Here is a 25,362-nt window from a genome sequence, read left to right as displayed (position 1 = left end):
GGCGATTTATGCAACGGGAAACGGTCTGGTTAGTGGAAGATGAGCAAGGGATAGCCGACACGCTAGTCTACATGTTGCAACAGGAAGGTTTTGCCGTCGAGGTCTTTGAGCGAGGCTTGCCGGTGCTGGATAAAGCTCGCCAGCAGGTTCCCGATGTCATGATTCTCGATGTTGGTTTGCCTGATATCAGCGGCTTTGAATTGTGCCGCCAGTTACTGGCGCTCCATCCGGCGTTACCTGTACTGTTCCTGACGGCCCGAAGTGAAGAGGTCGATCGCCTGCTTGGGCTGGAAATTGGTGCTGACGACTACGTGGCTAAACCGTTTTCACCCCGCGAAGTGTGCGCCAGGGTGCGCACCTTACTGCGTCGGGTGAAGAAGTTCTCGACGCCGTCTCCCGTCATCCGTATTGGACATTTTGAATTGAATGAACCCGCGGCGCAGATCAGCTGGTTTGACACGCCATTAGCGCTGACTCGGTATGAGTTTTTATTGTTGAAGACGTTACTCAAGTCACCGGGCCGCGTCTGGTCCCGCCAGCAACTGATGGATAGCGTATGGGAAGATGCGCAGGACACCTACGATCGCACCGTCGATACCCACATTAAAACGCTGCGTGCCAAGCTGCGCGCCATTAACCCCGATCTTTCCCCGATTAATACTCATCGCGGCATGGGATATAGCCTGAGGGGACTGTAATGCGTATCGGCATGCGGTTGTTGCTGGGCTATTTTTTACTGGTGGCAGTGGCGGCCTGGTTCGTACTGGCAATTTTTGTCAAAGAAGTTAAACCGGGCGTGCGAAGAGCAACGGAGGGGACGTTGATCGACACCGCAACGTTGCTGGCGGAGCTGGCGCGTCCCGATTTGCTCTCTGGGGACCCAACGCATGGGCAACTGGCGCAGGCGTTTAATCAGCTACAACATCGGCCGTTTCGCGCCAATATCGGTGGCATTAACAAAGTGCGCAATGAATATCATGTCTATATGACCGATGCGCAGGGCAAAGTATTGTTCGATTCGGCAAATAAAGCCGTTGGACAGGATTATTCGCGCTGGAATGACGTCTGGCTAACGTTGCGTGGTCAGTATGGTGCGCGCAGCACGTTGCAAAATCCTGCCGATCCCGAAAGTTCTGTGATGTATGTTGCCGCGCCGATTATGGACGGCTCGCGGCTTATTGGCGTTTTGAGCGTAGGCAAACCGAACGCGGCGATGGCTCCGGTCATTAAGCGCAGCGAGCGGCGAATTTTATGGGCCAGCGCCATTTTGTTGGGGATTGCACTGGTGATTGGCGCAGGCATGGTTTGGTGGATCAACCGCTCCATTGCCCGACTCACTCGCTATGCTGATTCTGTCACTGACAATAAGCCCGTTCCTCTCCCCGATCTCGGTAGTAGCGAGCTGCGTAAACTCGCTCAGGCGCTGGAAAGTATGCGCGTGAAGCTGGAAGGGAAAAACTATATTGAGCAGTATGTTTATGCGTTAACTCATGAGCTAAAAAGCCCACTGGCGGCGATTCGTGGTGCGGCGGAAATTTTACGCGAAGGTCCGCCGCCGGAAGTGGTGGCTCGTTTTACTGACAACATTCTGACACAAAATGCGCGAATGCAGGCGCTGGTGGAAACGTTACTACGCCAGGCAAGACTGGAGAATCGTCAGGAAGTCGTTCTGACTGCTGTTGATGTGGCGGCATTATTTCGCCGCATCAGCGAAGCGCGCACCGTGCAGTTGGCGGAAAAAAACATCACTCTACATGTTATGCCCACCGAGGTTAACGTTGCTGCTGAATCGGCGTTACTGGAGCAGGCTCTGGGGAATTTATTGGATAACGCCATCGATTTTACCCCCGAGGGCGGTAGCATAACGCTAAGCGCTGAAGTGGATCATGAACACGTTACGCTTAAGGTGCTGGATACCGGTAGTGGTATTCCTGACTACGCCCTGTCGCGTGTTTTTGAGCGCTTTTACTCTTTGCCGCGTGCGAATGGGCAAAAAAGTAGTGGTCTGGGGTTGGCGTTCGTCAGTGAGGTTGCCCGTTTGCTTAATGGCGAAGTCACACTGTGCAACGTGCCACAAGGCGGTGTGCTGGCTTCGCTTCGACTTCACCGTCACTTCACATAGCTTCAAATTCTTCCCACATAGCCTTTGTAACCTGCGGCCATTGCAAAGGAGAAGACTATGTTGAAATCCCCCCTGTTCTGGAAAATGACCACCCTGTTTGCTGCAGTATTGCTGTTGTTGATTCCGATAATGCTGATTCGGCAGGTGATTGTCGAACGTGCCGATTACCGTAGCGATGTGGAAGATGCGATTCGCCAAAGTACCAGCGGGCCGCAAAAACTCGTTGGGCCGCTCATCGCTATTCCTGTGACCGAGCTTTATACGGTGCAGGAAGAGGATAAAACCGTGGAGCGGAAACGAAGTTTTATCCATTTTTGGTTACCTGAGTCATTGATGGTTGATGGCAATCAGAACGTGGAAGAACGCAAGATTGGGATTTATACCGGTCAGGTCTGGCATAGTGATTTAACGCTAAAAGCCGATTTTGATGTTTCGCGTCTTAGCGAACTCAATGCGCCAAATATCACCTTAGGCAAGCCATTTATTGTGATTGGCGTCGGGGATGCGCGCGGTATAGGTATGGTGAAAGCACCTGACGTTAACGGAACGGCGCTGACCATTGAACCCGGCACCGGGTTAGAGCAAGGCGGGCAGGGCGTGCATATCCCTTTACCCGAAGGGGACTGGCGGAAGCAGAACCTGAAGCTGAATATGGCACTGAATTTAAGCGGTACCGGCGATCTTTCTGTGGTGCCTGCCGGGCGTAATAGCGAAATGACCTTAACCAGCAACTGGCCGCATCCCAGTTTCTTAGGTGATTTTCTGCCAGCCAAACGGGAAGTCAGCGAGTCTGGTTTTCAGGCGCAATGGCAAAGCAGCTGGTTTGCTAATAATCTCGGTGAGCGTTTTGCTTCAGGCAATGATACCGGCTGGGAAAACTTCCCGGCGTTTAGCGTCGCAGTGACGACGCCAGCCGATCAATACCAATTAACGGACCGTGCGACTAAGTACGCCATTCTGCTGATTGCACTGACTTTTATGGCGTTCTTTGTTTTTGAAACGCTCACCGCGCAACGTTTACACCCAATGCAATATTTGCTGGTGGGGCTTTCATTGGTGATGTTTTATTTGCTCTTGCTGGCGCTTTCTGAACATACCGGTTTTACCGTGGCATGGATAATCGCCAGTCTGATTGGGGCGTTAATGAACGGTATTTATTTGCAGGCGGTATTGAAAGGCTGGCGCAATAGCATGTTGTTTACCCTTGCGCTGTTGTTGCTGGATGGTGTGATGTGGGGACTGCTCAACTCTGCCGATAGCGCGCTGTTGTTGGGAACCAGTGTGCTGGTGGTGGCGCTGGCCGGCATGATGTTTGTGACCCGTAATATCGACTGGTATGCGTTTTCACTGCCGAAAATGAAAGCCAGTAAAGAAGTTACAACGGACGATGAGTTACGTATCTGGAAATAAGGTTGAAAAATAAAAACGGCGCTAAAAAGCGCCGTTTTTTTGACGGTGGTAAAGCCGATTAATCTTCCAGATCACCGCAGAAGCGATAACCTTCACCGTGAATGGTGGCGATGATTTCCGGCGTATCCGGCGTAGATTCGAAATGTTTACGAATACGGCGGATCGTCACGTCTACAGTACGGTCGTGCGGTTTCAGCTCACGGCCGGTCATTTTCTTCAGCAGTTCAGCACGGGACTGAATTTTGCCTGGGTTTTCACAGAAGTGAAGCATGGCGCGGAACTCGCTGCGCGGCAGCTTGTACTGCTCGCCATCAGGGCCGATCAGCGAACGGCTGTTGATGTCCAGTTCCCAACCATTGAACTTGTAGCTTTCAACGCTACGACGTTCTTCGCTGACAGTACCCAGATTCATGGTACGAGACAGCAGGTTGCGTGCACGAATAGTCAGTTCACGCGGGTTGAACGGTTTGGTGATGTAGTCATCTGCACCGATTTCGAGGCCGAGAATTTTATCGACTTCGTTGTCACGGCCAGTCAGGAACATCAACGCAACATTCGCCTGCTCGCGCAGTTCACGCGCTAACAGAAGACCGTTCTTACCCGGCAGATTGATATCCATGATCACCAGGTTGATGTCATATTCAGAGAGGATCTGATGCATTTCCGCGCCATCTGTCGCTTCGAAAACATCATAGCCTTCCGCTTCGAAAATACTTTTCAACGTGTTGCGTGTTACCAACTCGTCTTCAACGATAAGAATGTGCGGGGTCTGCATGTTTGCTACCTAAATTGCCAACTAAATCGAAACAGGAAGTACAAAAGTCCCTGACCTGCCTGATGCATGCTGCAAATTAACATGATCGGCGTAACATGACTAAAGTACGTAATTGCGTTCTTGATGCACTTTCCATCAACGTCAACAACATCATTAGCTTGGTCGTGGGTACTTTCCCTCAGGACCCGACAGTGTCAAAAACGGCTGTCATCCTAACCATTTTAACAGCAACATAACAGGCTAAGAGGGGCCGGACACCCAATAAAACTACGCTTCGTTGACATATATCAAGTTCAATTGTAGCACGTTAACAGTTTGATGAAATCATCGTATCTAAATGCTAGCTTTCGTCACATTATTTTAATAATCCAACTAGTTGCATCATACAACTAATAAACGTGATGAATCCAATTGTCGAGATTTATTTTTTATAAAATTATCCTAAGTAAACAGAAGGATATGTAGCATTTTTTAACAATTCAACCATTAGTACAGTCAGGAAATAGTTTAGTCTTTTTTAAGCTAAGTGAAGGGCTTTTTCTGCGACTTACGTTAAGAGTTTGTAAATTCGATCCGCGTAATAAGTTGACAATGATCACCCTGTGCGCGGTTATTAGGTCAAGAAGAGTGGCAATATGCGTATAACGATTATTCTGGTCGCACCCGCCAGAGCAGAAAATATTGGGGCAGCGGCGCGGGCAATGAAAACGATGGGGTTTAGCGAGCTGCGAATTGTCGATAGTCAGGCACACCTGGAGCCAGCTACCCGCTGGGTCGCACATGGATCTGGTGATATTATTGATAATATTAAAGTTTTCCCAACTCTGGCTGAATCGTTACACGATGTCGACTTCACTGTCGCCACCACTGCACGCAGTCGGGCGAAATATCATTACTACGCCACGCCGGTGGAACTGGTGCCGCTGTTAGAGGAAAAATCCTCGTGGATGAGCCATGCAGCGCTGGTGTTTGGTCGCGAAGATTCCGGGCTGACTAACGAAGAGTTAGCCTTGGCTGACGTTCTTACTGGTGTGCCGATGGTGGCAGATTATCCTTCGCTGAATCTGGGACAGGCGGTGATGGTTTATTGCTATCAATTAGCAACATTAATACAACAACCGGCCAAAAGTGACACAACGGCAGACCAACATCAACTGCAAGCTTTACGCGAACGAGCCATGTCATTGCTGACGACCCTGGCAGTGGCAGATGACACAAAACTGGTCGACTGGTTACAACAACGGCTGGGGCTTTTAGAGCAACGAGACACGGCAATGTTGCATCGTTTGCTGCATGATATTGAAAAAAATATCACCAAATAAAAAACGCCTTAGTAAGTATTTTTCAGCTTTTCATTCTGACTGCAACGGGCAATATGTCTCTGTGTGGATTAAAAAAAGTGTCTCTGGCAGCAGCTTCTGAACTGGTTACCTGCCGTGAGTAAATTAAAATTTTATTGACTTAGGTCACTAAATACTTTAACCAATATAGGCATAGCGCACAGACAGATAAAAATTACAGAGTACACAACATCCATGAAACGCATTAGCACCACCATTACCACCACCATCACCATTACCACAGGTAACGGTGCGGGCTGACGCGTACAGGAAACACAGAAAAAAGCCCGCACCTGACAGTGCGGGCTTTTTTTTCGACCAAAGGTAACGAGGTAACAACCATGCGAGTGTTGAAGTTCGGCGGTACATCAGTGGCAAATGCAGAACGTTTTCTGCGGGTTGCCGATATTCTGGAAAGCAATGCCAGGCAGGGGCAGGTGGCTACCGTCCTCTCTGCCCCTGCCAAAATCACCAACCACCTGGTGGCGATGATTGAAAAAACCATTAGCGGCCAGGATGCTTTACCCAATATCAGCGATGCCGAACGTATTTTTGCCGAACTTCTGACGGGACTCGCCGCCGCTCAGCCGGGATTCCCGCTGGCGCAGCTGAAAACTTTCGTCGACCAGGAATTTGCCCAAATTAAACATGTCCTGCATGGTATTAGTTTGTTAGGGCAGTGCCCGGATAGCATCAACGCGGCACTGATTTGCCGTGGCGAGAAAATGTCGATCGCCATTATGGCCGGCGTGTTAGAAGCGCGTGGTCACAACGTTACCGTAATCGATCCGGTCGAAAAACTGCTGGCAGTCGGTCATTACCTCGAATCTACCGTCGATATTGCTGAGTCCACCCGCCGTATTGCGGCAAGCCGCATTCCGGCTGACCACATGGTGCTGATGGCAGGTTTCACTGCGGGTAATGAAAAAGGCGAACTGGTGGTGCTTGGACGTAACGGTTCCGACTACTCCGCCGCTGTACTGGCTGCCTGTTTACGCGCCGATTGTTGCGAGATCTGGACGGACGTTGACGGGGTCTATACCTGCGACCCGCGTCAGGTGCCCGATGCGAGGTTGTTGAAGTCGATGTCCTATCAGGAAGCGATGGAGCTTTCCTACTTCGGCGCTAAAGTTCTTCACCCCCGCACCATTACCCCCATCGCTCAGTTCCAGATCCCTTGCCTGATTAAAAATACCGGAAATCCTCAAGCACCAGGTACGCTCATTGGTGCCAGCCGTGATGAAGACGAATTACCAGTCAAGGGCATTTCCAATCTGAATAACATGGCAATGTTTAGCGTATCCGGTCCGGGAATGAAAGGGATGGTCGGCATGGCGGCGCGCGTCTTTGCGGCAATGTCACGCGCCCGTATTTCAGTGGTGCTGATTACGCAATCGTCTTCTGAATACAGTATCAGTTTCTGCGTTCCACAAAGCGACTGTGTGCGAGCTGAACGGGCGATGCAGGAAGAGTTCTATCTTGAACTGAAGGAAGGCTTGCTGGAGCCGCTGGCGGTGACGGAACGGCTAGCCATTATCTCGGTGGTAGGTGATGGTATGCGCACCTTGCGTGGGATCTCGGCGAAATTCTTTGCCGCGCTGGCCCGCGCCAATATCAACATTGTCGCTATTGCTCAGGGATCTTCTGAACGCTCAATCTCTGTCGTGGTAAATAACGATGATGCGACCACTGGTGTGCGCGTTACTCATCAGATGCTGTTCAATACCGATCAGGTTATCGAAGTGTTTGTAATTGGCGTCGGTGGTGTTGGCGGTGCGCTGCTGGAGCAACTGAAGCGCCAGCAAAGCTGGCTGAAGAATAAACATATCGACTTACGTGTCTGCGGCGTTGCCAACTCAAAGGCTCTGCTCACCAATGTGCATGGCCTTAATCTGGAGAACTGGCAGGAAGAACTGGCGCAAGCCAAAGAGCCGTTTAACCTCGGGCGCTTAATTCGCCTGGTGAAAGAATATCATTTGCTGAATCCGGTGATTGTCGACTGTACCTCCAGCCAGGCGGTGGCGGATCAGTATGCTGACTTCCTGCGCGAAGGTTTCCACGTGGTTACGCCAAACAAAAAGGCCAACACCTCGTCGATGGATTACTACCATCAGTTGCGTTATGCGGCGGAAAAATCGCGGCGTAAATTCCTCTATGACACTAACGTTGGGGCTGGATTACCGGTTATTGAGAACCTGCAAAATCTGCTCAACGCAGGTGATGAATTAATGAAGTTCTCCGGCATTCTTTCCGGTTCGCTTTCTTATATCTTCGGCAAGTTAGACGAAGGCATGAGTTTCTCCGAGGCGACCACGCTGGCGCGGGAAATGGGTTATACCGAACCGGACCCGCGAGATGATCTTTCTGGTATGGATGTGGCGCGTAAGCTATTGATTCTCGCCCGTGAAACGGGACGTGAACTGGAACTGGCGGATATTGAAATTGAACCTGTGCTGCCCGCAGAGTTTAACGCAGAGGGTGATGTTGCAGCTTTTATGGCGAATCTGTCACAGCTCGACGATCTCTTTGCCGCACGCGTGGCGAAGGCTCGTGATGAGGGCAAAGTTTTGCGCTATGTTGGCAATATTGATGAAGATGGCATCTGCCGCGTGAAGATTGCCGAAGTGGATGGCAATGATCCGCTGTTCAAAGTGAAAAATGGCGAAAACGCCCTGGCCTTCTATAGCCACTATTATCAGCCGCTGCCGTTGGTTCTGCGCGGATATGGCGCGGGCAATGACGTTACAGCTGCTGGTGTCTTTGCCGATCTGCTACGTACCCTCTCATGGAAGTTAGGAGTCTGACATGGTTAAAGTTTATGCCCCGGCTTCCAGTGCCAATATGAGCGTCGGGTTTGATGTGCTCGGGGCGGCGGTGACACCTGTTGATGGTGCATTGCTCGGAGATGTAGTAACGGTTGAGGCGGCAGAGACATTCAGTCTCAACAATCTCGGACGTTTTGCCGATAAGCTGCCGTCAGAACCACGGGAAAATATCGTTTATCAGTGCTGGGAGCGTTTTTGCCAGGAGCTGGGCAAGCAAATTCCAGTGGCAATGACGCTGGAAAAGAATATGCCGATCGGTTCGGGTTTAGGATCCAGCGCTTGTTCGGTGGTGGCGGCGCTGATGGCGATGAATGAACATTGCGGCAAGCCGCTTAATGACACCCGTTTGCTGGCTTTGATGGGCGAGCTGGAAGGGCGTATCTCCGGCAGCATTCATTACGACAACGTGGCACCGTGTTTTCTTGGTGGTATGCAGTTGATGATCGAAGAAAACGACATCATCAGCCAGCAAGTGCCGGGGTTTGATGAGTGGCTGTGGGTGCTGGCATATCCGGGGATTAAAGTCTCGACGGCAGAAGCCCGGGCGATTTTACCGGCACAGTATCGCCGCCAGGATTGCATTGCGCACGGGCGACATCTGGCAGGCTTCATTCACGCCTGCTATTCCCGTCAACCTGAGCTTGCCGCGAAGTTGATGAAAGATGTTATCGCTGAACCTTACCGTGAACGTTTACTGCCTGGCTTCAAGCAGGCGCGGCAGGCGGTCGCGGAAATCGGCGCGGTAGCGAGCGGTATCTCCGGATCCGGGCCGACCTTGTTCGCTCTGTGTGACAAGCCGGATACCGCCCAGCGCGTTGCCGACTGGTTGGGTAAGAACTACCTGCAAAATCAGGAAGGTTTTGTTCATATTTGCCGGCTGGATACGGCGGGCGCACGAGTACTGGAAAACTAAATGAAACTCTACAATCTGAAAGACCACAACGAACAGGTCAGCTTTGCGCAAGCCGTAACTCAGGGGTTGGGCAAAAATCAGGGGCTGTTTTTCCCGCACGACCTGCCGGAATTCAGCCTGACTGAAATTGATGAGATGCTGAAACTGGATTTTGTCACCCGCAGTGCGAAGATCCTCTCGGCGTTTATTGGTGATGAGATCCCGCAGGAAATACTGGAAGAGCGCGTGCGCGCGGCGTTTGCCTTCCCGGCTCCGGTCGCCAATGTTGAAAGCGATGTCGGTTGTCTGGAATTGTTTCATGGGCCAACACTGGCATTTAAAGATTTCGGCGGTCGCTTTATGGCACAAATGCTGACCCATATTGCGGGCGATAAGCCAGTGACCATTCTGACCGCGACCTCCGGTGATACTGGAGCGGCAGTGGCTCATGCTTTCTACGGTTTACCGAATGTGAAAGTGGTTATCCTCTATCCAAAAGGCAAAATCAGTCCACTGCAAGAAAAACTGTTCTGTACATTGGGCGGCAATATTGAAACTGTTGCCATCGACGGCGATTTCGATGCCTGTCAGGCGCTGGTGAAGCAGGCGTTTGATGATGAAGAACTGAAGGTGGCGCTGGGGCTAAACTCTGCTAACTCCATTAACATCAGCCGTTTGCTGGCGCAGATTTGCTACTACTTTGAAGCTGTTGCGCAGCTGCCGCAGGAAGCGCGCAACCAGCTGGTTGTCTCGGTGCCGAGCGGTAACTTCGGCGATTTGACTGCGGGCCTGCTGGCGAAATCTCTTGGCCTGCCGGTGAAGCGTTTTATCGCTGCCACTAACGTGAACGATACCGTGCCGCGTTTCCTGCACGACGGGCAGTGGTCCCCTAAAGCGACTCAGGCGACGTTATCCAACGCGATGGACGTGAGTCAACCGAACAACTGGCCGCGTGTGGAAGAGTTGTTCCGCCGCAAAATCTGGCAACTGAAAGAGCTGGGTTATGCAGCCGTAGATGATGAAACCACGCAACAGACAATGCGTGAGTTAAAAGAACTGGGCTATACCTCGGAGCCGCACGCTGCCGTAGCTTATCGTGCGCTGCGTGACCAGTTGCATCCAGGCGAATATGGCTTGTTCCTCGGCACCGCGCATCCGGCGAAATTTAAAGAGAGCGTGGAAGCGATTCTCGGTGAAACATTGGATCTGCCAAAAGAGCTGGCAGAACGTGCTGATTTACCCTTGCTTTCGCATAATCTGCCCGCCGATTTTGCTGCGTTGCGTAAATTGATGATGAATCATCAGTAACATCTATTCATTATCTCAATCAGGCCGGGTTTGCTTTTATACAGCCCGGCTTTTTTATGAAGAAAATATGGAGAAAAACGACAGGAAAAAAGGAGAAATTCTCAATAAATGCGGTAACTTAGAGATTAGGATTGCGGAGAATAACAACCGCCGTTCTCATCGCGTAATCTCCGGATATCGACCCATAACGGGCAATGATAAAAGGAGTAACCTGTGAAAAAGATGCAATCTATCGTACTCGCACTTTCCCTGGTTCTGGTCGCTCCCATGGCAGCACAGGCTGCGGAAATTACGTTAGTCCCGTCAGTAAAATTACAGATAGGCGATCGTGATAATCGTGGCTATTACTGGGATGGCGGTCACTGGCGCGACCACGGCTGGTGGAAACAACATTATGAATGGCGAGGCAATCGCTGGCACCCACACGGATCGCCGCCAGGTCATAACAAGCACCATGATCATCGTAATGACCACCGTGGCGATCATCGTCCGGGGCCGGACAAACATCATCGCTAAATATGAATGCCGGATTGCCATCCGGCATTTACTGCAAACTTAACGCTGCTCGTAGCGTTTAAACACCAGTTCCCCATCACTGGAGGAAGCTTCATCAAAGAAGTAACCTTCGCTATTAAAGCCAGTTAGTTGCTCTGGTTTGGTCAGCCGATTTTCAATAATGAAACGACTCATCAGACCGCGCGCTTTCTTAGCGTAGAAGCTGATTATCTTAAATTTGCCGTTCTTCTCATCGAGGAACACTGGCTTGATAATCTCGGCATTCAATTTCTTCGGCTTCACCGATTTAAAATACTCATCTGACGCCAGATTAATCACCACATTATCGCCTTGTGCTGCGAGCGCCTCGTTCAGCTTGTTGGTGATGATATCTCCCCAGAATTGATACAGATCTTTCCCTCGGGCATTCTCAAGACGGATCCCCATTTCCAGACGATAAGGCTGCATTAAATCGAGCGGGCGCAGTACGCCATACAAGCCGGAAAGCATTCGCAAATGTTGTTGGGCAAAATCGAAATCGTCTTCGCTGAAGGTTTCGGCCTGCAAGCCAGTATAGACATCACCTTTAAATGCCAGAATCGCCTGTCGGGCATTCTCTGGCGTGAAATCTGGCTGCCAGTCATGAAAGCGAGCGGCGTTGATGCCCGCCAGTTTGTCGCTGATGCGCATCAGGGTGCTAATCTGCGGAGGCGTCAGTTTCCGCGCTTCATGGATCAGCTGCTGGGAGTTGTCTAACAGCTCCGGCAGCGTATAGCGCGTGGTGGGCAACGGGCTTTGGTAATCGAGCGTTTTCGCAGGTGAAATAAGAATCAGCATATCCAGTCCTTGCAGGAAATTTATGCCGACTTTAGCAAAAAAAGAGAATGAGTTGATCGATAGTTGTGATTACTCCTGCGAAACATCATCCCACGCGTCCGGAGAAAGCTGGCGACCAATATCCGGATAACGCAACGGATCAAACACCGGGCGCACGCCGAGTTTACGCTGGCGTAGATAATCACTGGCAATGGTATGAACCACAGGCGAGAGCAGTAATATGGCGGTCAAATTGGTAATAGCCATGCAGGCCATTATGATATCTGCCAGTTGCCACATCAGCGGAAGACTTAGCAAGGTGCCGCCGATGACCGTTGCGAAGGTGCAGATTCGCAGACACCAGATCGCTTTAGGGTTGTTCAGGCGTAAGAAGAAGAGATTGTTTTCGGCATAAATGTAGTTGGCAACGATGGAGCTGAAGGCAAACAGAATAACCACGAGGGTAACAAACTCCGCACCCCAGGAACCCATTAACACCCGCATCGCCTTCTGGATAAGCTGAATACCTTCCAGTGGCATGTAGGTTGTGCCGTTGCCAGCCAGTAATATCAGCATGGCGCTTGCCGTACAGATGACCAGGGTGTCGATAAAAATGCCAATCATCTGGACAATCCCTTGCGCTGCGGGATGCGGAGGCCAGGACGCAGCTGCCGCTGCCGCGTTTGGCGTCGACCCCATTCCCGCCTCATTGGAAAACATACTGCGCTGAAAACCGTTAGTAATCGCCTGGCTTAAGGTATATCCCGCCGCGCCGCCTGCCGCTTCCTGCCAGCCAAAAGCACTCTCAAAAATAGACCAAATGACGTGGGGAAGTTGCCCGATATTCATTACGCAAATTACCAGGCTGGTCAGTACCCAGATTACCGCCATCAACGGGACAAACCCCTGCATGAGCCGGGCGACGCCATGAAGACCGCGAGTGATTGCCAGCAGAGCAAAGACAGCAAGAATAATGCCTGTCACCAGCGGGGGAAAATCAAAAGAAAAACTCAGGGCTCGGGCAACGGCGTTCGCCTGAACTCCGCTGAAAATTATGCCGTAGGCGATGAGCAAAAAGAGGGCGAACAGAACGCCCATCCAGCGCATCCCCAGCCCGCGCGCCATATACCATGCCGGTCCGCCACGAAACTGCCCATTAACGTCACGTTCTTTATAAAGTTGTGCAAGGGAACATTCGGCAAACGAGGTCGCCATGCCGATAAACGCGGCAACCCACATCCAGAAGACGGCACCTGGTCCACCGGCGGTAATAGCCAGCGCAACGCCAGCCAGGTTGCCGCTACCCACGCGCGCCGCAAGACTGGTACACAATGACTGAAATGAGGTTAAACCGCCTGGCTGTGGATGAATGCTATTTTTAAGACTTTTGCCAAACTGGCGGATGTAGCGAAACTGCACAAAACCGGTGCGAAAAGTGAACCAACAACCTGCGCCGAAGAGCAGGTAAATCATTACCGAGCCCCAGAGGACGCTGTTAATAAAGGAAAAAAAATCTGGCATGCATATCCCTCTTATTGCCGGTCGCGATGACTTTCCTGTGTAAACGTTACCAATTGTTTAAGAAGTATATACGCTACGAGGTACTTGATAACTTCTGCGTAGCATACATGAGGTTTTGTATAAAAATGGCGGGCGATATCAACGCAGTGTCAGAAATCCGAAACAGTCTCGCCAGGCGATAACCGTCTTGTCGGCGGTTGCGCTGACGTTGCGTCGTGATATCATCAGGGCAGACCGGTTACATCCCCCTAACAAGCTGTTTAAAGAGAAATACTATCATGACGGACAAATTGACCTCCCTTCGTCAGTACACCACCGTAGTGGCCGACACTGGGGACATCGCGGCAATGAAGCTGTATCAACCGCAGGATGCCACAACCAACCCTTCTCTCATTCTTAACGCAGCGCAGATTCCGGAATATCGTAAGTTGATTGATGATGCTGTCGCCTGGGCGAAACAGCAGAGCAACGATCGCGCGCAGCAGATCGTGGACGCGACCGACAAACTGGCAGTAAATATTGGTCTGGAAATCCTGAAACTGGTTCCAGGCCGTATATCAACTGAAGTTGATGCGCGTCTTTCCTATGACACCGAAGCGTCAATTGCGAAAGCAAAACGCCTGATCAAACTCTACAACGATGCAGGTATTAGCAACGATCGTATTCTGATCAAACTGGCTTCTACCTGGCAGGGTATCCGTGCTGCAGAACAGCTGGAAAAAGAAGGTATCAACTGTAACCTGACCCTGCTGTTCTCCTTCGCTCAGGCTCGTGCTTGTGCGGAAGCAGGCGTGTTCCTGATCTCGCCATTTGTTGGCCGTATTCTTGACTGGTACAAAGCGAATACTGATAAGAAAGAGTACGCTCCGGCAGAAGATCCGGGCGTGGTTTCTGTATCTGAAATCTACCAGTACTACAAAGAGCACGGTTATGAAACCGTGGTGATGGGCGCAAGCTTCCGTAACATCGGCGAAATTCTGGAACTGGCAGGCTGCGACCGTCTGACCATCGCACCGGCACTGCTGAAAGAGCTGGCTGAGAGCGAAGGGGCTATCGAGCGTAAACTGTCTTACACCGGCGAAGTGAAAGCGCGTCCGGCGCGTATCACTGAGTCCGAGTTCCTGTGGCAGCACAACCAGGATCCAATGGCAGTAGATAAACTGGCGGAAGGTATCCGTAAGTTTGCTGTTGATCAGGAAAAACTGGAAAAAATGATCGGCGATCTGCTGTAATCATTCTTAGCGTGACCGGGAAGTCGGTCACGCTACCTCTTCTGAAGCCTGTCTGTCACTCCCTTCGCAGTGTATCATTCTGTTTAACGAGACTGTTTAAACGGAAAAATCTTAATGAATACTTTACGTATTGGCTTAGTTTCCATCTCTGATCGCGCATCCAGCGGCGTTTATCAGGATAAAGGCATCCCAGCGCTGGAAGAATGGCTGACATCGGCGCTAACCACGCCGTTTGAACTGGAAACCCGCTTAATCCCCGATGAGCAGGCGATCATCGAGCAAACGTTGTGTGAGCTGGTGGATGAAATGAGTTGCCATCTGGTGCTCACCACGGGCGGAACTGGTCCGGCGCGTCGTGACGTCACGCCCGATGCGACGCTGGCAGTAGCGGACCGCGAGATGCCAGGCTTTGGTGAACAGATGCGCCAAATTAGCCTGCATTTTGTTCCAACCGCGATCCTTTCGCGCCAGGTGGGCGTGATTCGCAAACAAGCACTAATCCTTAACTTACCCGGTCAGCCGAAGTCTATTAAAGAGACGCTGGAAGGGGTGAAGGATGCTGAGGGTAACGTTGTGGTACACGGTATTTTTGCCAGCGTACCGTACTGCATTCAGTTGCTGGAAGGGCCATACGTTGAAACGGCACCGGAAGTGGTTGCAGCATTCAGACCGAAGAGTGCAAGACGCGAAGTTAGCGAATAAAAAAATCCCCCCGAGCGGGGGGATCTCAAAACAATTAGTGGGATTCACCAATCGGCAGAACGGTGCGACCAAACTGCTCGTTCAGTACTTCACCCATCGCCAGATAGATTGCGCTGGCACCGCAGATCAGACCAATCCAGCCGGCAAAGTGGATGATCGCGGCATTACCGACAATGTTACCGATCGCCAGCAGGGCAAACAGCACGGTCAGGCTAAAGAAAACGAATTGCAGAACGCGTGCGCCTTTCAGCGTGCCGAAGAACATAAACAGCGTAAATACGCCCCACAGACCAAGGTAGACACCAAGGAACTGTGCATTTGGCGCATCGGTCAGACCCAGTTTCGGCATCAGCAGAATCGCAACCAGCGTCAGCCAAAAAGAACCGTAAGAGGTGAATGCGGTTAAACCGAAAGTGTTGCCTTTTTTGTACTCCAGCAGACCAGCAAAAATTTGCGCGATGCCGCCGTAGAAAATGCCCATTGCAAGAATAATACCGTCAAGAGCGAAATAACCCACGTTGTGCAGGTTAAGCAGAATGGTGGTCATGCCGAAGCCCATCAGGCCCAGCGGTGCCGGATTAGCCAACTTAGTGTTGCCCATAATTCCTCAAAAATCATCATCGAATGAATGGTGAAATAATTTCCCTGAATAACTGTAGTGTTTTCAGGGCGCGGCATAATAATCAGCCAGTGGGGCAGTGTCTACGATCTTTTGAAGGGAAAATGAAAATTTTCCCCGGTTTCCGGTATCAGACCTGAGTGGCACTAACCATCCGGCGCAGGCAGGCGATTTGCAGTACGGCTGGAATCGTCACGCGATAGGCGCTGCCGCTGACCGCTTTAACCCCATTTAGTGCCGCGCCTACAGGGCCTCCCAGCCCCGCGCCGCGCAGCAAACCATGCCCAAGTACGCTCATTGCTGCGTGGGTGCGTAAAATGCGGGTCAATTGGCTGGAAAGCAAATGCGACACGCCCCAATAATTTGTCTTTCATCAGCAGCGGCAGCAGCTCTTCCAGCTCATTCACCCTGGCATCGACCGCGTGCAGAAACTCCTGCTTATGTTCCTCGTCCATTTTCTTCCAGGTATTACGCAGAAATTGTTCCAGTAACTGTTGCTCAATTTCAAACGTAGACATCTCTTTGTCGGCTTTCAGCTTCAATCGTTTTGAAACATCGAGCAAAATGGCCCGGTACAGTTTGCCGTGTCCGCGTAATTTATTCGCGATGCTATCACCGCCAAAATGCTGTAATTCTCCGGCAATCAGCTGCCAGTTGCGGCGATGTTGCTCGGGATGTCCTTCCATCGATTTAAACAGTTCGTTGCGCATCAGTACGCTGGAGAGGCGAGTTTTGCCTTTTTCATTATGGGTGAGCAGCCGGGCGAAATTTGCCAATTGTTCCTCACTACAATGCTGGAGAAAATCCAGATCTGAATCATTCAGGTAATTAACATTCATTTTTTGTGGCTTCTATATTCTGGCGTTAGTCGTCGCCGATAATTTTCAGCGTGGCCATATCCGATGAGTTCACCGTATGGCCGGAAAAGGTGATTTTTGAGACGCAGCGTTTATTGTCGTTATCGCTGTTAATGTTGATCCAGTCAGTGGTTTGCCCTTCTTTTATTTCTGAAGGAATATTCAGGCTCTGACTGGCGCTACGGGCGGCTTTGAAATAAACCGATGCACCACTTAACTGTAAATCGCCATGGTCGGCAGAGAGTTGTATACGCTTAACAATGCGACAAACAGGAAGTTTCAGCGCCAGATCGTTGGTTTCGTTACGCGGCATGGCAATGACGCCGAGGATTTTATGGTCGTTTGCCTGCGCTGTGCAGCAAAGCAACAGGCTAATTGCCAGGCTGGCGGAAAGCGTAAAAACGGATTTCATAAGGATTCTCTTCGTAGGGAGGCGAAGGGGGAAGAATACCCACTAGTTTACTGCTGATGAAAAGAAGTTTCAGTCATGTAATCTTTTCTTTTTATTACAATTTTTTTGTGAATGCCTTGGTTGCAATTCATTCATTGTATGAATGAAATTACTGTCTGTTTCATGGCTTCTTCTGGCATATCGCGAAATTTCTGCGCAAAAGCACAAAAAATTTTTGCATCTCCCCCTTGATGACGTGGGTTACGACCCCATTTAGTAGTCAACCGCAGTGAGTGAGTCTGCAAAAAAAATTAAATTGGGCTGTTGAAACCAAACGTTTCGCCCCTATTACAGACTCACAACCACATGATGACCGAATATATAGTGGAGACGTTTAGATGGGTAAAATAATTGGTATCGACCTGGGTACTACCAACTCTTGTGTAGCGATTATGGATGGCACCACTCCTCGTGTACTGGAGAACGCCGAAGGCGATCGCACCACGCCTTCTATCATTGCCTATACCCAGGATGGTGAAACTCTGGTTGGTCAGCCGGCTAAACGTCAGGCAGTGACAAACCCGCAAAACACCCTGTTTGCGATTAAACGCCTGATTGGCCGCCGCTTCCAGGACGAAGAAGTACAGCGTGATGTTTCCATCATGCCGTTCAAAATTATTGCTGCTGATAACGGCGACGCTTGGGTCGAAGTTAAAGGCCAAAAAATGGCACCGCCGCAGATTTCTGCTGAAGTGCTGAAAAAAATGAAGAAAACCGCGGAAGATTACCTGGGCGAACCGGTAACTGAAGCGGTTATTACCGTACCGGCATACTTTAACGATGCTCAGCGTCAGGCAACCAAAGACGCAGGCCGTATCGCTGGTCTGGAAGTAAAACGTATCATCAACGAACCGACCGCAGCTGCGCTGGCTTATGGTCTGGACAAAGGTACTGGCAACCGTACTATCGCGGTTTATGACCTGGGTGGTGGTACTTTCGATATTTCTATTATCGAAATCGACGAAGTTGACGGCGAAAAAACCTTCGAAGTTCTGGCAACCAACGGTGATACCCACCTGGGGGGTGAAGACTTCGACAGCCGTCTGATCAACTACCTGGTTGAAGAATTCAAGAAAGATCAGGGCATTGACCTGCGCAACGATCCGCTGGCAATGCAGCGCCTGAAAGAAGCGGCAGAAAAAGCGAAAATCGAACTTTCTTCCGCTCAGCAGACCGACGTTAACCTGCCGTATATCACTGCAGACGCGACCGGTCCGAAACACATGAACATCAAAGTGACTCGTGCGAAACTGGAAAGCCTGGTTGAAGACCTGGTAAACCGTTCCATTGAGCCGCTGAAAGTTGCACTGCAGGACGCTGGCCTGTCCGTATCTGATATCGACGACGTTATCCTCGTGGGTGGTCAGACTCGTATGCCAATGGTTCAGAAGAAAGTTGCTGAATTCTTTGGTAAAGAGCCGCGTAAAGACGTTAACCCGGACGAAGCTGTAGCAATCGGTGCTGCTGTTCAGGGTGGTGTTCTGACTGGTGACGTAAAAGACGTACTGCTGCTGGACGTTACCCCGCTGTCTCTGGGTATCGAAACCATGGGCGGTGTGATGACGACGCTGATCGCGAAAAACACCACTATCCCGACCAAGCACAGCCAGGTGTTCTCTACCGCTGAAGATAACCAGTCTGCGGTAACCATCCACGTGCTGCAGGGTGAACGTAAACGTGCAGCTGATAACAAATCTCTGGGTCAGTTCAACCTGGATGGTATCAACCCGGCACCGCGCGGTATGCCGCAGATCGAAGTTACCTTCGATATCGATGCTGACGGTATCCTGCACGTTTCCGCGAAAGATAAAAACAGCGGTAAAGAGCAGAAGATCACCATCAAGGCTTCTTCTGGTCTGAACGAAGATGAAATCCAGAAAATGGTACGCGACGCAGAAGCTAACGCCGAAGCTGACCGTAAGTTTGAAGAGCTGGTACAGACTCGCAACCAGGGTGACCATCTGCTGCACAGCACCCGTAAGCAGGTTGAAGAAGCAGGCGACAAACTGCCGGCTGACGACAAAACTGCTATCGAGTCTGCGCTGACTGCACTGGAAACTGCTCTGAAAGGTGAAGACAAAGCCGCTATCGAAGCGAAAATGCAGGAACTGGCACAGGTTTCCCAGAAACTGATGGAAATCGCCCAGCAGCAACATGCCCAGCAGCAGACTGCCGGTGCTGATGCTTCTGCAAACAACGCGAAAGATGACGATGTTGTCGACGCTGAATTTGAAGAAGTCAAAGACAAAAAATAATCGCCCTATAAACGGGTAATTATACTGACACGGGCGAAGAGGAATTTCCTCTCCGCCCGTGCATTCATCTAGGGGCAAATCAAAAAAGATGGCTAAGCAAGATTATTACGAGATTTTAGGCGTTTCCAAAACAGCGGAAGAGCGTGAAATCAAAAAGGCCTACAAACGCCTGGCCATGAAATACCACCCGGACCGTAACCAGGGTGACAAAGAGGCCGAGGCGAAATTTAAAGAGATCAAGGAAGCTTATGAGGTTCTGACCGACTCGCAAAAACGTGCGGCATACGATCAGTATGGTCATGCTGCGTTTGAGCAAGGCGGCATGGGCGGCGGCGGTTTTGGCGGCGGCGCGGACTTCAGCGATATTTTTGGTGACGTTTTCGGCGATATTTTTGGCGGCGGGCGTGGTCGTCAACGTGCGGCGCGCGGTGCTGATTTACGCTATAACATGGAGCTCACCCTCGAAGAAGCTGTACGTGGCGTGACCAAAGAGATCCGCATTCCGACTCTGGAAGAGTGTGACGTTTGCCACGGTAGCGGTGCAAAACCAGGCACGCAGCCGCAGACCTGTCCGACCTGTCATGGTTCTGGTCAGGTGCAGATGCGCCAGGGCTTCTTCGCTGTACAGCAGACCTGTCCACACTGTCAGGGCCGCGGTACGCTGATCAAAGATCCGTGCAACAAATGTCACGGTCATGGTCGTGTTGAGCGCAGCAAAACGCTGTCCGTTAAAATTCCGGCAGGGGTGGACACTGGAGACCGCATCCGTCTTGCGGGCGAAGGTGAAGCGGGCGAGCATGGCGCACCGGCAGGCGATCTGTACGTTCAGGTTCAGGTTAAACAGCACCCGATTTTCGAGCGTGAAGGCAACAACCTGTATTGCGAAGTCCCGATCAACTTCGCTATGGCGGCGCTGGGGGGCGAAATCGAAGTACCGACCCTTGATGGCCGCGTCAAACTGAAAGTGCCTGGCGAAACCCAGACCGGTAAGCTGTTCCGTATGCGCGGTAAAGGCGTCAAGTCTGTCCGCGGCGGCGCACAGGGTGATTTGCTGTGCCGCGTTGTCGTCGAAACCCCGGTAGGCCTGAACGAGAAGCAGAAGCAGCTGCTGCAAGAGCTGCAAGAAAGTTTCGGTGGCCCAACCGGCGAGCACAACAGTCCGCGCTCAAAGAGCTTCTTTGATGGTGTGAAGAAGTTTTTCGACGACCTGACTCGCTAACCTCCCCAAAAGCCTGCCCGTGGGCAGGCCAGGTAAAAAACAGGGTGCGTTGAAGATATGCGAGCACCTGTAAAGTGGCGGGGATCACTCCCATAAGCGCTAACTTAAGGGTTGTGGTATTACGCCTGATATGATTTAACGTGCCGATGAATTACTCTCACGATAACTGGTCAGCAATTCTGGCCCATATTGGTAAGCCCGAAGAACTGGATACTTCGGCACGTAATGCCGGGGCTCTAACCCGCCGCCGCGAAATTCGTGATGCTGCAACTCTGCTACGTCTGGGGCTGGCTTACGGCCCCGGGGGGATGTCATTACGTGAAGTCACTGCATGGGCTCAGCTCCATGACGTTGCAACATTATCTGACGTGGCTCTCCTGAAGCGGCTGCGGAATGCCGCCGACTGGTTTGGCATACTTGCCGCACAAACACTTGCTGTACGCGCCGCAGTTACGGGTTGTACAAGCGGAAAGAGATTGCGTCTTGTCGATGGAACAGCAATCAGTGCGCCCGGGGGCGGCAGCGCTGAATGGCGACTACATATGGGATATGATCCTCATACCTGTCAGTTCACTGATTTTGAGCTAACCGACAGCAGAGACGCTGAACGGCTGGACCGATTTGCGCAAACGGCAGACGAGATACGCATTGCTGACCGGGGATTCGGTTCGCGTCCCGAATGTATCCGCTCACTTGCTTTTGGAGAAGCTGATTATATCGTCCGGGTTCACTGGCGAGGATTGCGCTGGTTAACTGCAGAAGGAATGCGCTTTGACATGATGGGTTTTCTGCGCGGGCTGGATTGCGGTAAGAACGGTGAAACCACTGTAATGATAGGCAATTCAGGTAATAAAAAAGCCGGAGCTCCCTTTCCGGCACGTCTCATTGCCGTATCACTTCCTCCCGAAAAAGCATTAATCAGTAAAACCCGACTGCTCAGCGAGAATCGTCGAAAAGGACGAGTAGTTCAGGCGGAAACGCTGGAAGCAGCGGGCCATGTGCTATTGCTAACATCATTACCGGAAGATGAATATTCAGCAGAGCAAGTGGCTGATTGTTACCGTCTGCGATGGCAAATTGAACTGGCTTTTAAGCGGCTCAAAAGTTTGCTGCACCTGGATGCTTTGCGTGCAAAGGAACCTGAACTCGCGAAAGCGTGGATATTTGCTAATCTACTCGCCGCATTTTTAATTGACGACATAATCCAGCCATCGCTGGATTTCCCCCCCAGAAGTGCCGGATCCGAAAAGAAGAACTAACTCGTTGTGGAGAATAACAAAAATGGTCATCTGGAGCTTACAGGTGGCCATTCGTGGGACAGTATCCCTGACAGCCTACAAAACGCAATTGAAGAACGCGAGGCATCGTCTTAACGAGGCACCGAGGCGTCGCATTCTTCAGATGGTTCAACCCTTAAGTTAGCGCTTATGGGATCACTCCCCGCCGTTGCTCTTACTCGGATTCGTAAGCCGTGAAAACAGCAACCTCCGTCTGGCCAGTTCGGATGTGAACCTCACAGAGGTCTTTTCTCGTTACCAGCGCCGCCACTACGGCGGTGATACAGATGACGATCAGGGCGACAATCATCGCCTTATGCTGCTTCATTGCTCTCTTCTCCTTGACCTTACGGTCAGTAAGAGGCACTCTACATGTGTTCAGCATATAGGGGGCCTCGGGTTGATGGTAAAATATCACTCGGGGCTTTTCTCTATCTGCCGTTCAGCTAATGCCTGAGACAGATAGCCTCAAGCACCCGCCGCTATTATACAGCGCTTTTAATTCACTTCTGTTTTATCAATTCTTTTTCTGAAGACGCCTCGCATTTTTACGGAATAATATTTCAATACATCAATTTATTTAACTTAAATATATCCAGGGATTCACAAAAAAAGGTGTTTTCCTCTATCAAAAGTGAATAGCTAAAGGAAATTAATTATTAAAGGTTAGTGTAATACTATAGAGAGACAAAGAAATACGTTCAGCAGTCAATGCTAAGTTCATCATGAAAAATGCCTATAAATCAAAGGGTGATATTTAAAACAGACACATTTTCTGAAACACGATATCTCTCCGCCCGTTCGCAAAAGTAATCTGCGATCTTCATCACGCTTCGATAGTCATCTTTAAATATACTGGCCTGGTCATTCTTAATAAAAATGAATTGTTTGGTGTATTAATTCCTATGGAATCATAAAAACAATGAATGGAGAACATATTATATGTCTGCCAAAAGACGACTTCTTATTGCGTGTACCCTGATAACAGCTATCTATCATTTTCCTGCATATTCTTCATTAGAATATAAAGGAACCTTTGGCTCAATAAATGCAGGTTATGCAGACTGGAATAGTGGATTTGTAAATACTCACCGTGGTGAAGTATGGAAAGTGACTGCGGATTTTGGGGTAAATTTTAAAGAAGCAGAATTTTACTCATTTTATGAAAGTAATGTACTCAATCATGCTGTAGCAGGGAGAAATCATACGGTTTCAGCAATGACGCATGTCAGACTCTTTGACTCTGATATGACATTCTTTGGCAAAATTTATGGCCAATGGGATAACTCATGGGGTGACGATCTGGACATGTTTTATGGATTCGGTTACCTCGGCTGGAACGGCGAGTGGGGCTTTTTTAAACCGTATATTGGATTACATAATCAATCTGGTGACTACGTATCAGCTAAATATGGTCAAACGAATGGTTGGAATGGTTATGTTGTTGGCTGGACAGCAGTATTGCCATTTATGTTATTTGACGAAAAATTTGTTTTATCTAACTGGAATGAAATAGAACTGGACAGGAACGATGCTTACACGGAGCAGCAATTTGGCCGGAACGGGTTAAATGGCGGTTTAACTATTGCCTGGAAGTTCTATCCTCGCTGGAAAGCCAGTGTGACGTGGCGTTATTTCGATAATAAGCTGGGCTACGATGGCTTTGGCGATCAAATGATTTATATGCTTGGTTATGATTTCTAATTTTTTATCAGGGAATAATTATGCAGAAAACGTTAATGGCCAGTTTGATCGGCCTTGCAGTTTGCACAGGGAATGCTTTTAGTCCTGCCTTAGCCGCAGAGGCTAAACAACCTAATTTAGTCATTATTATGGCGGATGATTTAGGTTATGGCGATTTAGCAACATATGGTCATCAGATCGTTAAAACACCTAATATCGACAGGCTTGCCCAGGAAGGGGTCAAATTTACTGACTACTATGCCCCCGCCCCTTTAAGTTCACCTTCACGCGCTGGGCTATTAACCGGCCGGATGCCATTTCGTACTGGAATTCGCTCATGGATTCCTTCAGGCAAAGATGTTGCCTTAGGGCGTAACGAACTCACGATTGCTAATCTACTCAAAGCGCAAGGGTACGACACGGCAATGATGGGTAAGCTGCATCTGAATGCAGGCGGCGATCGCACCGATCAGCCACAAGCACAAGATATGGGCTTTGATTACTCACTGGTTAATACGGCGGGCTTTGTTACCGACGCCACGCTAGATAACGCTAAAGAACGCCCGCGTTATGGCATAGTTTACCCGACAGGCTGGCTACGTAACGGGCAACCCACTCCACGAGCCGATAAAATGAGCGGTGAGTATGTCAGTTCGGAAGTCGTTAACTGGTTGGATAACAAAAAGGATAGTAAGCCTTTCTTCCTTTATGTCGCTTTTACCGAAGTGCACAGTCCCCTGGCTTCGCCCAAAAAATACCTCGACATGTACTCACATTATATGAGCGACTATCAGAAGCAGCATCCTGATTTATTTTATGGCGACTGGGCGGATAAACCCTGGCGTGGTACAGGAGAATATTATGCCAACATCAGTTATCTGGATGCTCAGGTTGGAAAAGTACTGGATAAAATCAAAGCGATGGGTGAAGAAGATAACACCATCGTTATTTTTACCAGTGATAACGGCCCAGTAACCCGTGAAGCGCGCAAAGTGTATGAGCTGAATTTGGCAGGGGAAACGGATGGATTACGCGGTCGCAAGGATAACCTTTGGGAAGGCGGAATTCGTGTTCCAGCTATTATTAAATATGGTAAACATCTACCACAGGGAATGGTTTCAGATACTCCCGTTTATGGTCTGGACTGGATGCCTACTTTAGCGAAAATGATGAACTTCAAATTACCTACAGACCGTACTTTCGATGGTGAATCGCTGGTTCCTGTTCTTGAGCAAAAAGCATTGAAACGCGAAAAGCCATTAATTTTCGGGATTGATATGCCATTCCAGGATGATCCAACCGATGAATGGGCGATCCGTGATGGTGACTGGAAGATGATTATCGATCGCAATAATAAACCGAAATATCTCTATAATCTTAAATCTGATCGTTTTGAAACACTTAATCTGATCGGTAAAAAACCAGATATTGAAAAACAGATGTATGGTAAGTTTTTAAAATATAAAAGTGATATTGATAATGATTCTCTAATGAAAGCCAGAGGTGATAAACCAGAAGCAGTGACCTGGGGCTAACCTGATAATTATAATAAATGTAATGTAT

The 25,362-nt window shown here is 50.0% G+C and carries 23 protein-coding genes, 1 pseudogene and 1 other annotated feature; of the genes and pseudogenes, 17 read left to right on the top strand and 7 right to left on the bottom strand.

The features are described 5' to 3' along the window. Positions 1–8: 8 nt before the first annotated feature. The 3 genes from creB to creD are packed head-to-tail and all read left to right on the top strand — an operon-like array spanning position 9 to position 3,532. Complete coding sequence (gene creB, locus AABJ99_RS19920; RefSeq protein ID WP_001188671.1) at positions 9–698, top strand: two-component system response regulator CreB; 690 nt, start codon at positions 9–11, stop codon at positions 696–698. Continuing rightward, a complete protein-coding gene (gene creC, locus AABJ99_RS19915; RefSeq protein ID WP_039020379.1) occupies positions 698–2,122 on the top strand; it encodes a two-component system sensor histidine kinase CreC in 1,425 nt (474 codons plus the stop codon). The genes creB and creC overlap by 1 nt, the downstream gene beginning before the upstream one ends. A gap of 57 nt (positions 2,123–2,179) precedes the next feature. After that, a complete protein-coding gene (creD, locus tag AABJ99_RS19910; RefSeq protein ID WP_039020378.1) occupies positions 2,180–3,532 on the top strand; it encodes a cell envelope integrity protein CreD in 1,353 nt (450 codons plus the stop codon). 58 nt (positions 3,533–3,590) lie between these two features. Here creD and arcA read toward each other — a convergent pair whose 3' ends face one another. Next, positions 3,591–4,307 (bottom strand): two-component system response regulator ArcA, encoded by a 717-nt coding sequence (gene arcA / locus AABJ99_RS19905; protein ID WP_001194358.1) that lies wholly within the window; start codon positions 4,305–4,307, stop codon positions 3,591–3,593. Between the two features lie 95 nt (positions 4,308–4,402). Between arcA and yjjY the strand changes: the two genes are divergently transcribed. The 7 genes from yjjY to AABJ99_RS19870 all read left to right on the top strand — a co-directional run bounded on the left by yjjY (position 4,403) and on the right by AABJ99_RS19870 (position 11,188). Continuing rightward, a complete protein-coding gene (gene yjjY / locus AABJ99_RS19900) occupies positions 4,403–4,543 on the top strand; it encodes a protein YjjY (protein WP_001303782.1) in 141 nt (46 codons plus the stop codon). A gap of 399 nt (positions 4,544–4,942) precedes the next feature. After that, complete coding sequence (gene yjtD, locus AABJ99_RS19895) at positions 4,943–5,629, top strand: tRNA/rRNA methyltransferase (RefSeq protein WP_001223153.1); 687 nt, start codon at positions 4,943–4,945, stop codon at positions 5,627–5,629. 213 nt (positions 5,630–5,842) lie between these two features. After that, positions 5,843–5,908, top strand: coding sequence for a thr operon leader peptide (gene thrL / locus AABJ99_RS19890; RefSeq protein ID WP_001386572.1), 66 nt, complete (start codon positions 5,843–5,845; stop codon positions 5,906–5,908). Beyond that, positions 5,844–5,963: a sequence feature (Thr leader region), on the top strand. It overlaps the preceding gene by 65 nt. Before the next feature lie 25 nt (positions 5,964–5,988). Next, positions 5,989–8,451, top strand: coding sequence for a bifunctional aspartate kinase/homoserine dehydrogenase I (gene thrA, locus AABJ99_RS19885; RefSeq protein WP_001264706.1), 2,463 nt, complete (start codon positions 5,989–5,991; stop codon positions 8,449–8,451). A 1-nt stretch (position 8,452) separates the two neighbouring features. Further along, positions 8,453–9,385 (top strand): homoserine kinase, encoded by a 933-nt coding sequence (gene thrB / locus AABJ99_RS19880; protein WP_000241655.1) that lies wholly within the window; start codon positions 8,453–8,455, stop codon positions 9,383–9,385. Further along, positions 9,386–10,672: a threonine synthase gene (gene thrC, locus AABJ99_RS19875; protein WP_039020377.1), complete on the top strand. Its 1,287-nt coding sequence runs from the start codon at positions 9,386–9,388 to the stop codon at positions 10,670–10,672. Positions 10,673–10,885: 213 nt separating this feature from the next. Then, positions 10,886–11,188, top strand: a complete 303-nt coding sequence (locus AABJ99_RS19870; protein WP_039020376.1) for a DUF2502 domain-containing protein — start codon at positions 10,886–10,888, stop codon at positions 11,186–11,188. A gap of 39 nt (positions 11,189–11,227) precedes the next feature. Here the strand turns inward: AABJ99_RS19870 and yaaA are convergent, their stop codons facing one another. Both yaaA and yaaJ read right to left on the bottom strand, forming a co-directional pair. Further along, on the bottom strand, positions 11,228–12,004 hold the full coding sequence (gene yaaA, locus AABJ99_RS19865; RefSeq protein ID WP_039020375.1) for a peroxide stress protein YaaA: 777 nt from the start codon (positions 12,002–12,004) through the stop codon (positions 11,228–11,230). A 69-nt stretch (positions 12,005–12,073) separates the two neighbouring features. Next, complete coding sequence (gene yaaJ, locus AABJ99_RS19860) at positions 12,074–13,504, bottom strand: alanine/glycine:cation symporter family protein (protein WP_039020374.1); 1,431 nt, start codon at positions 13,502–13,504, stop codon at positions 12,074–12,076. A 278-nt stretch (positions 13,505–13,782) separates the two neighbouring features. Here yaaJ and tal point away from each other — a divergent pair, with 278 nt between their 5' ends. Both tal and mog read left to right on the top strand, forming a co-directional pair. Further along, complete coding sequence (gene tal / locus AABJ99_RS19855; RefSeq protein WP_000130187.1) at positions 13,783–14,736, top strand: transaldolase; 954 nt, start codon at positions 13,783–13,785, stop codon at positions 14,734–14,736. 114 nt (positions 14,737–14,850) lie between these two features. Further along, a complete protein-coding gene (mog, locus tag AABJ99_RS19850; RefSeq protein ID WP_001094685.1) occupies positions 14,851–15,438 on the top strand; it encodes a molybdopterin adenylyltransferase in 588 nt (195 codons plus the stop codon). Positions 15,439–15,472: 34 nt separating this feature from the next. On the opposite strand, the gene satP is transcribed toward mog, so the two are convergent. From satP to yaaI, 3 genes and pseudogenes are all read right to left on the bottom strand, one after another. Further along, positions 15,473–16,039 (bottom strand): acetate uptake transporter, encoded by a 567-nt coding sequence (gene satP / locus AABJ99_RS19845; RefSeq protein WP_000528541.1) that lies wholly within the window; start codon positions 16,037–16,039, stop codon positions 15,473–15,475. Between the two features lie 148 nt (positions 16,040–16,187). Next, positions 16,188–16,896, bottom strand: a pseudogene (gene msyB / locus AABJ99_RS19840) (acidic protein MsyB). A 25-nt stretch (positions 16,897–16,921) separates the two neighbouring features. Beyond that, positions 16,922–17,326, bottom strand: a complete 405-nt coding sequence (gene yaaI / locus AABJ99_RS19835) for a DUF2541 family protein (protein ID WP_039020373.1) — start codon at positions 17,324–17,326, stop codon at positions 16,922–16,924. Between the two features lie 377 nt (positions 17,327–17,703). On the opposite strand from yaaI, the gene dnaK reads away from it, so the two are divergent. From dnaK to AABJ99_RS19820, 3 genes are all read left to right on the top strand, one after another. Continuing rightward, complete coding sequence (dnaK, locus tag AABJ99_RS19830; RefSeq protein ID WP_000516135.1) at positions 17,704–19,620, top strand: molecular chaperone DnaK; 1,917 nt, start codon at positions 17,704–17,706, stop codon at positions 19,618–19,620. An 88-nt stretch (positions 19,621–19,708) separates the two neighbouring features. Next, positions 19,709–20,839, top strand: a complete 1,131-nt coding sequence (gene dnaJ, locus AABJ99_RS19825; protein ID WP_001118464.1) for a molecular chaperone DnaJ — start codon at positions 19,709–19,711, stop codon at positions 20,837–20,839. Positions 20,840–20,985: 146 nt separating this feature from the next. Then, positions 20,986–22,098 (top strand): IS4-like element IS421 family transposase, encoded by a 1,113-nt coding sequence (locus AABJ99_RS19820; RefSeq protein ID WP_001300563.1) that lies wholly within the window; start codon positions 20,986–20,988, stop codon positions 22,096–22,098. 193 nt (positions 22,099–22,291) lie between these two features. Here AABJ99_RS19820 and mokC read toward each other — a convergent pair whose 3' ends face one another. Continuing rightward, entirely contained in the window at positions 22,292–22,444 is a 153-nt protein-coding gene (gene mokC, locus AABJ99_RS19815; RefSeq protein ID WP_000809168.1) for a type I toxin-antitoxin system toxin MokC, read from the bottom strand. A gap of 614 nt (positions 22,445–23,058) precedes the next feature. Here mokC and AABJ99_RS19810 point away from each other — a divergent pair. Continuing rightward, a complete protein-coding gene (locus tag AABJ99_RS19810) occupies positions 23,059–23,820 on the top strand; it encodes an outer membrane protein OmpK (RefSeq protein ID WP_001274831.1) in 762 nt (253 codons plus the stop codon). A gap of 20 nt (positions 23,821–23,840) precedes the next feature. Continuing rightward, positions 23,841–25,334 (top strand): sulfatase family protein, encoded by a 1,494-nt coding sequence (locus AABJ99_RS19805; RefSeq protein WP_039021790.1) that lies wholly within the window; start codon positions 23,841–23,843, stop codon positions 25,332–25,334. The last annotated feature ends 28 nt before the right edge of the window (positions 25,335–25,362 follow it).

It is taken from the genome of Escherichia coli (assembly GCF_036503815.1).
Lineage (GTDB): Bacteria > Pseudomonadota > Gammaproteobacteria > Enterobacterales > Enterobacteriaceae > Escherichia > Escherichia coli_F.
Note: the sequence above shows the minus strand (reverse complement) of the source record. Positions and strands in the feature narration are given on the sequence as shown.

Excerpts from the sequence above, each read along its gene's own strand:
- dnaK (WP_000516135.1), top strand. The coding sequence starts at position 17,704 with ATGGGTAAAATAATTGGTATCGACCTGGGTACTACCAACTCTTGTGTA.
- arcA (WP_001194358.1), bottom strand. The coding sequence starts at position 4,307 with ATGCAGACCCCGCACATTCTTATCGTTGAAGACGAGTTGGTAACACGC.
- yjtD (WP_001223153.1), top strand. The coding sequence starts at position 4,943 with ATGCGTATAACGATTATTCTGGTCGCACCCGCCAGAGCAGAAAATATT.
- creC (WP_039020379.1), top strand. The coding sequence starts at position 698 with ATGCGTATCGGCATGCGGTTGTTGCTGGGCTATTTTTTACTGGTGGCA.
- AABJ99_RS19810 (WP_001274831.1), top strand. The coding sequence starts at position 23,059 with ATGTCTGCCAAAAGACGACTTCTTATTGCGTGTACCCTGATAACAGCT.
- mog (WP_001094685.1), top strand. The coding sequence starts at position 14,851 with ATGAATACTTTACGTATTGGCTTAGTTTCCATCTCTGATCGCGCATCC.
- yjjY (WP_001303782.1), top strand. The coding sequence starts at position 4,403 with ATGACTAAAGTACGTAATTGCGTTCTTGATGCACTTTCCATCAACGTC.
- dnaJ (WP_001118464.1), top strand. The coding sequence starts at position 19,709 with ATGGCTAAGCAAGATTATTACGAGATTTTAGGCGTTTCCAAAACAGCG.
- thrA (WP_001264706.1), top strand. The coding sequence starts at position 5,989 with ATGCGAGTGTTGAAGTTCGGCGGTACATCAGTGGCAAATGCAGAACGT.
- yaaI (WP_039020373.1), bottom strand. The coding sequence starts at position 17,326 with ATGAAATCCGTTTTTACGCTTTCCGCCAGCCTGGCAATTAGCCTGTTG.
- thrC (WP_039020377.1), top strand. The coding sequence starts at position 9,386 with ATGAAACTCTACAATCTGAAAGACCACAACGAACAGGTCAGCTTTGCG.
- mokC (WP_000809168.1), bottom strand. The coding sequence starts at position 22,444 with ATGAAGCAGCATAAGGCGATGATTGTCGCCCTGATCGTCATCTGTATC.
- yaaA (WP_039020375.1), bottom strand. The coding sequence starts at position 12,004 with ATGCTGATTCTTATTTCACCTGCGAAAACGCTCGATTACCAAAGCCCG.
- yaaJ (WP_039020374.1), bottom strand. The coding sequence starts at position 13,504 with ATGCCAGATTTTTTTTCCTTTATTAACAGCGTCCTCTGGGGCTCGGTA.
- AABJ99_RS19805 (WP_039021790.1), top strand. The coding sequence starts at position 23,841 with ATGCAGAAAACGTTAATGGCCAGTTTGATCGGCCTTGCAGTTTGCACA.
- creB (WP_001188671.1), top strand. The coding sequence starts at position 9 with ATGCAACGGGAAACGGTCTGGTTAGTGGAAGATGAGCAAGGGATAGCC.
- creD (WP_039020378.1), top strand. The coding sequence starts at position 2,180 with ATGTTGAAATCCCCCCTGTTCTGGAAAATGACCACCCTGTTTGCTGCA.
- AABJ99_RS19820 (WP_001300563.1), top strand. The coding sequence starts at position 20,986 with ATGAATTACTCTCACGATAACTGGTCAGCAATTCTGGCCCATATTGGT.
- tal (WP_000130187.1), top strand. The coding sequence starts at position 13,783 with ATGACGGACAAATTGACCTCCCTTCGTCAGTACACCACCGTAGTGGCC.
- thrB (WP_000241655.1), top strand. The coding sequence starts at position 8,453 with ATGGTTAAAGTTTATGCCCCGGCTTCCAGTGCCAATATGAGCGTCGGG.
- satP (WP_000528541.1), bottom strand. The coding sequence starts at position 16,039 with ATGGGCAACACTAAGTTGGCTAATCCGGCACCGCTGGGCCTGATGGGC.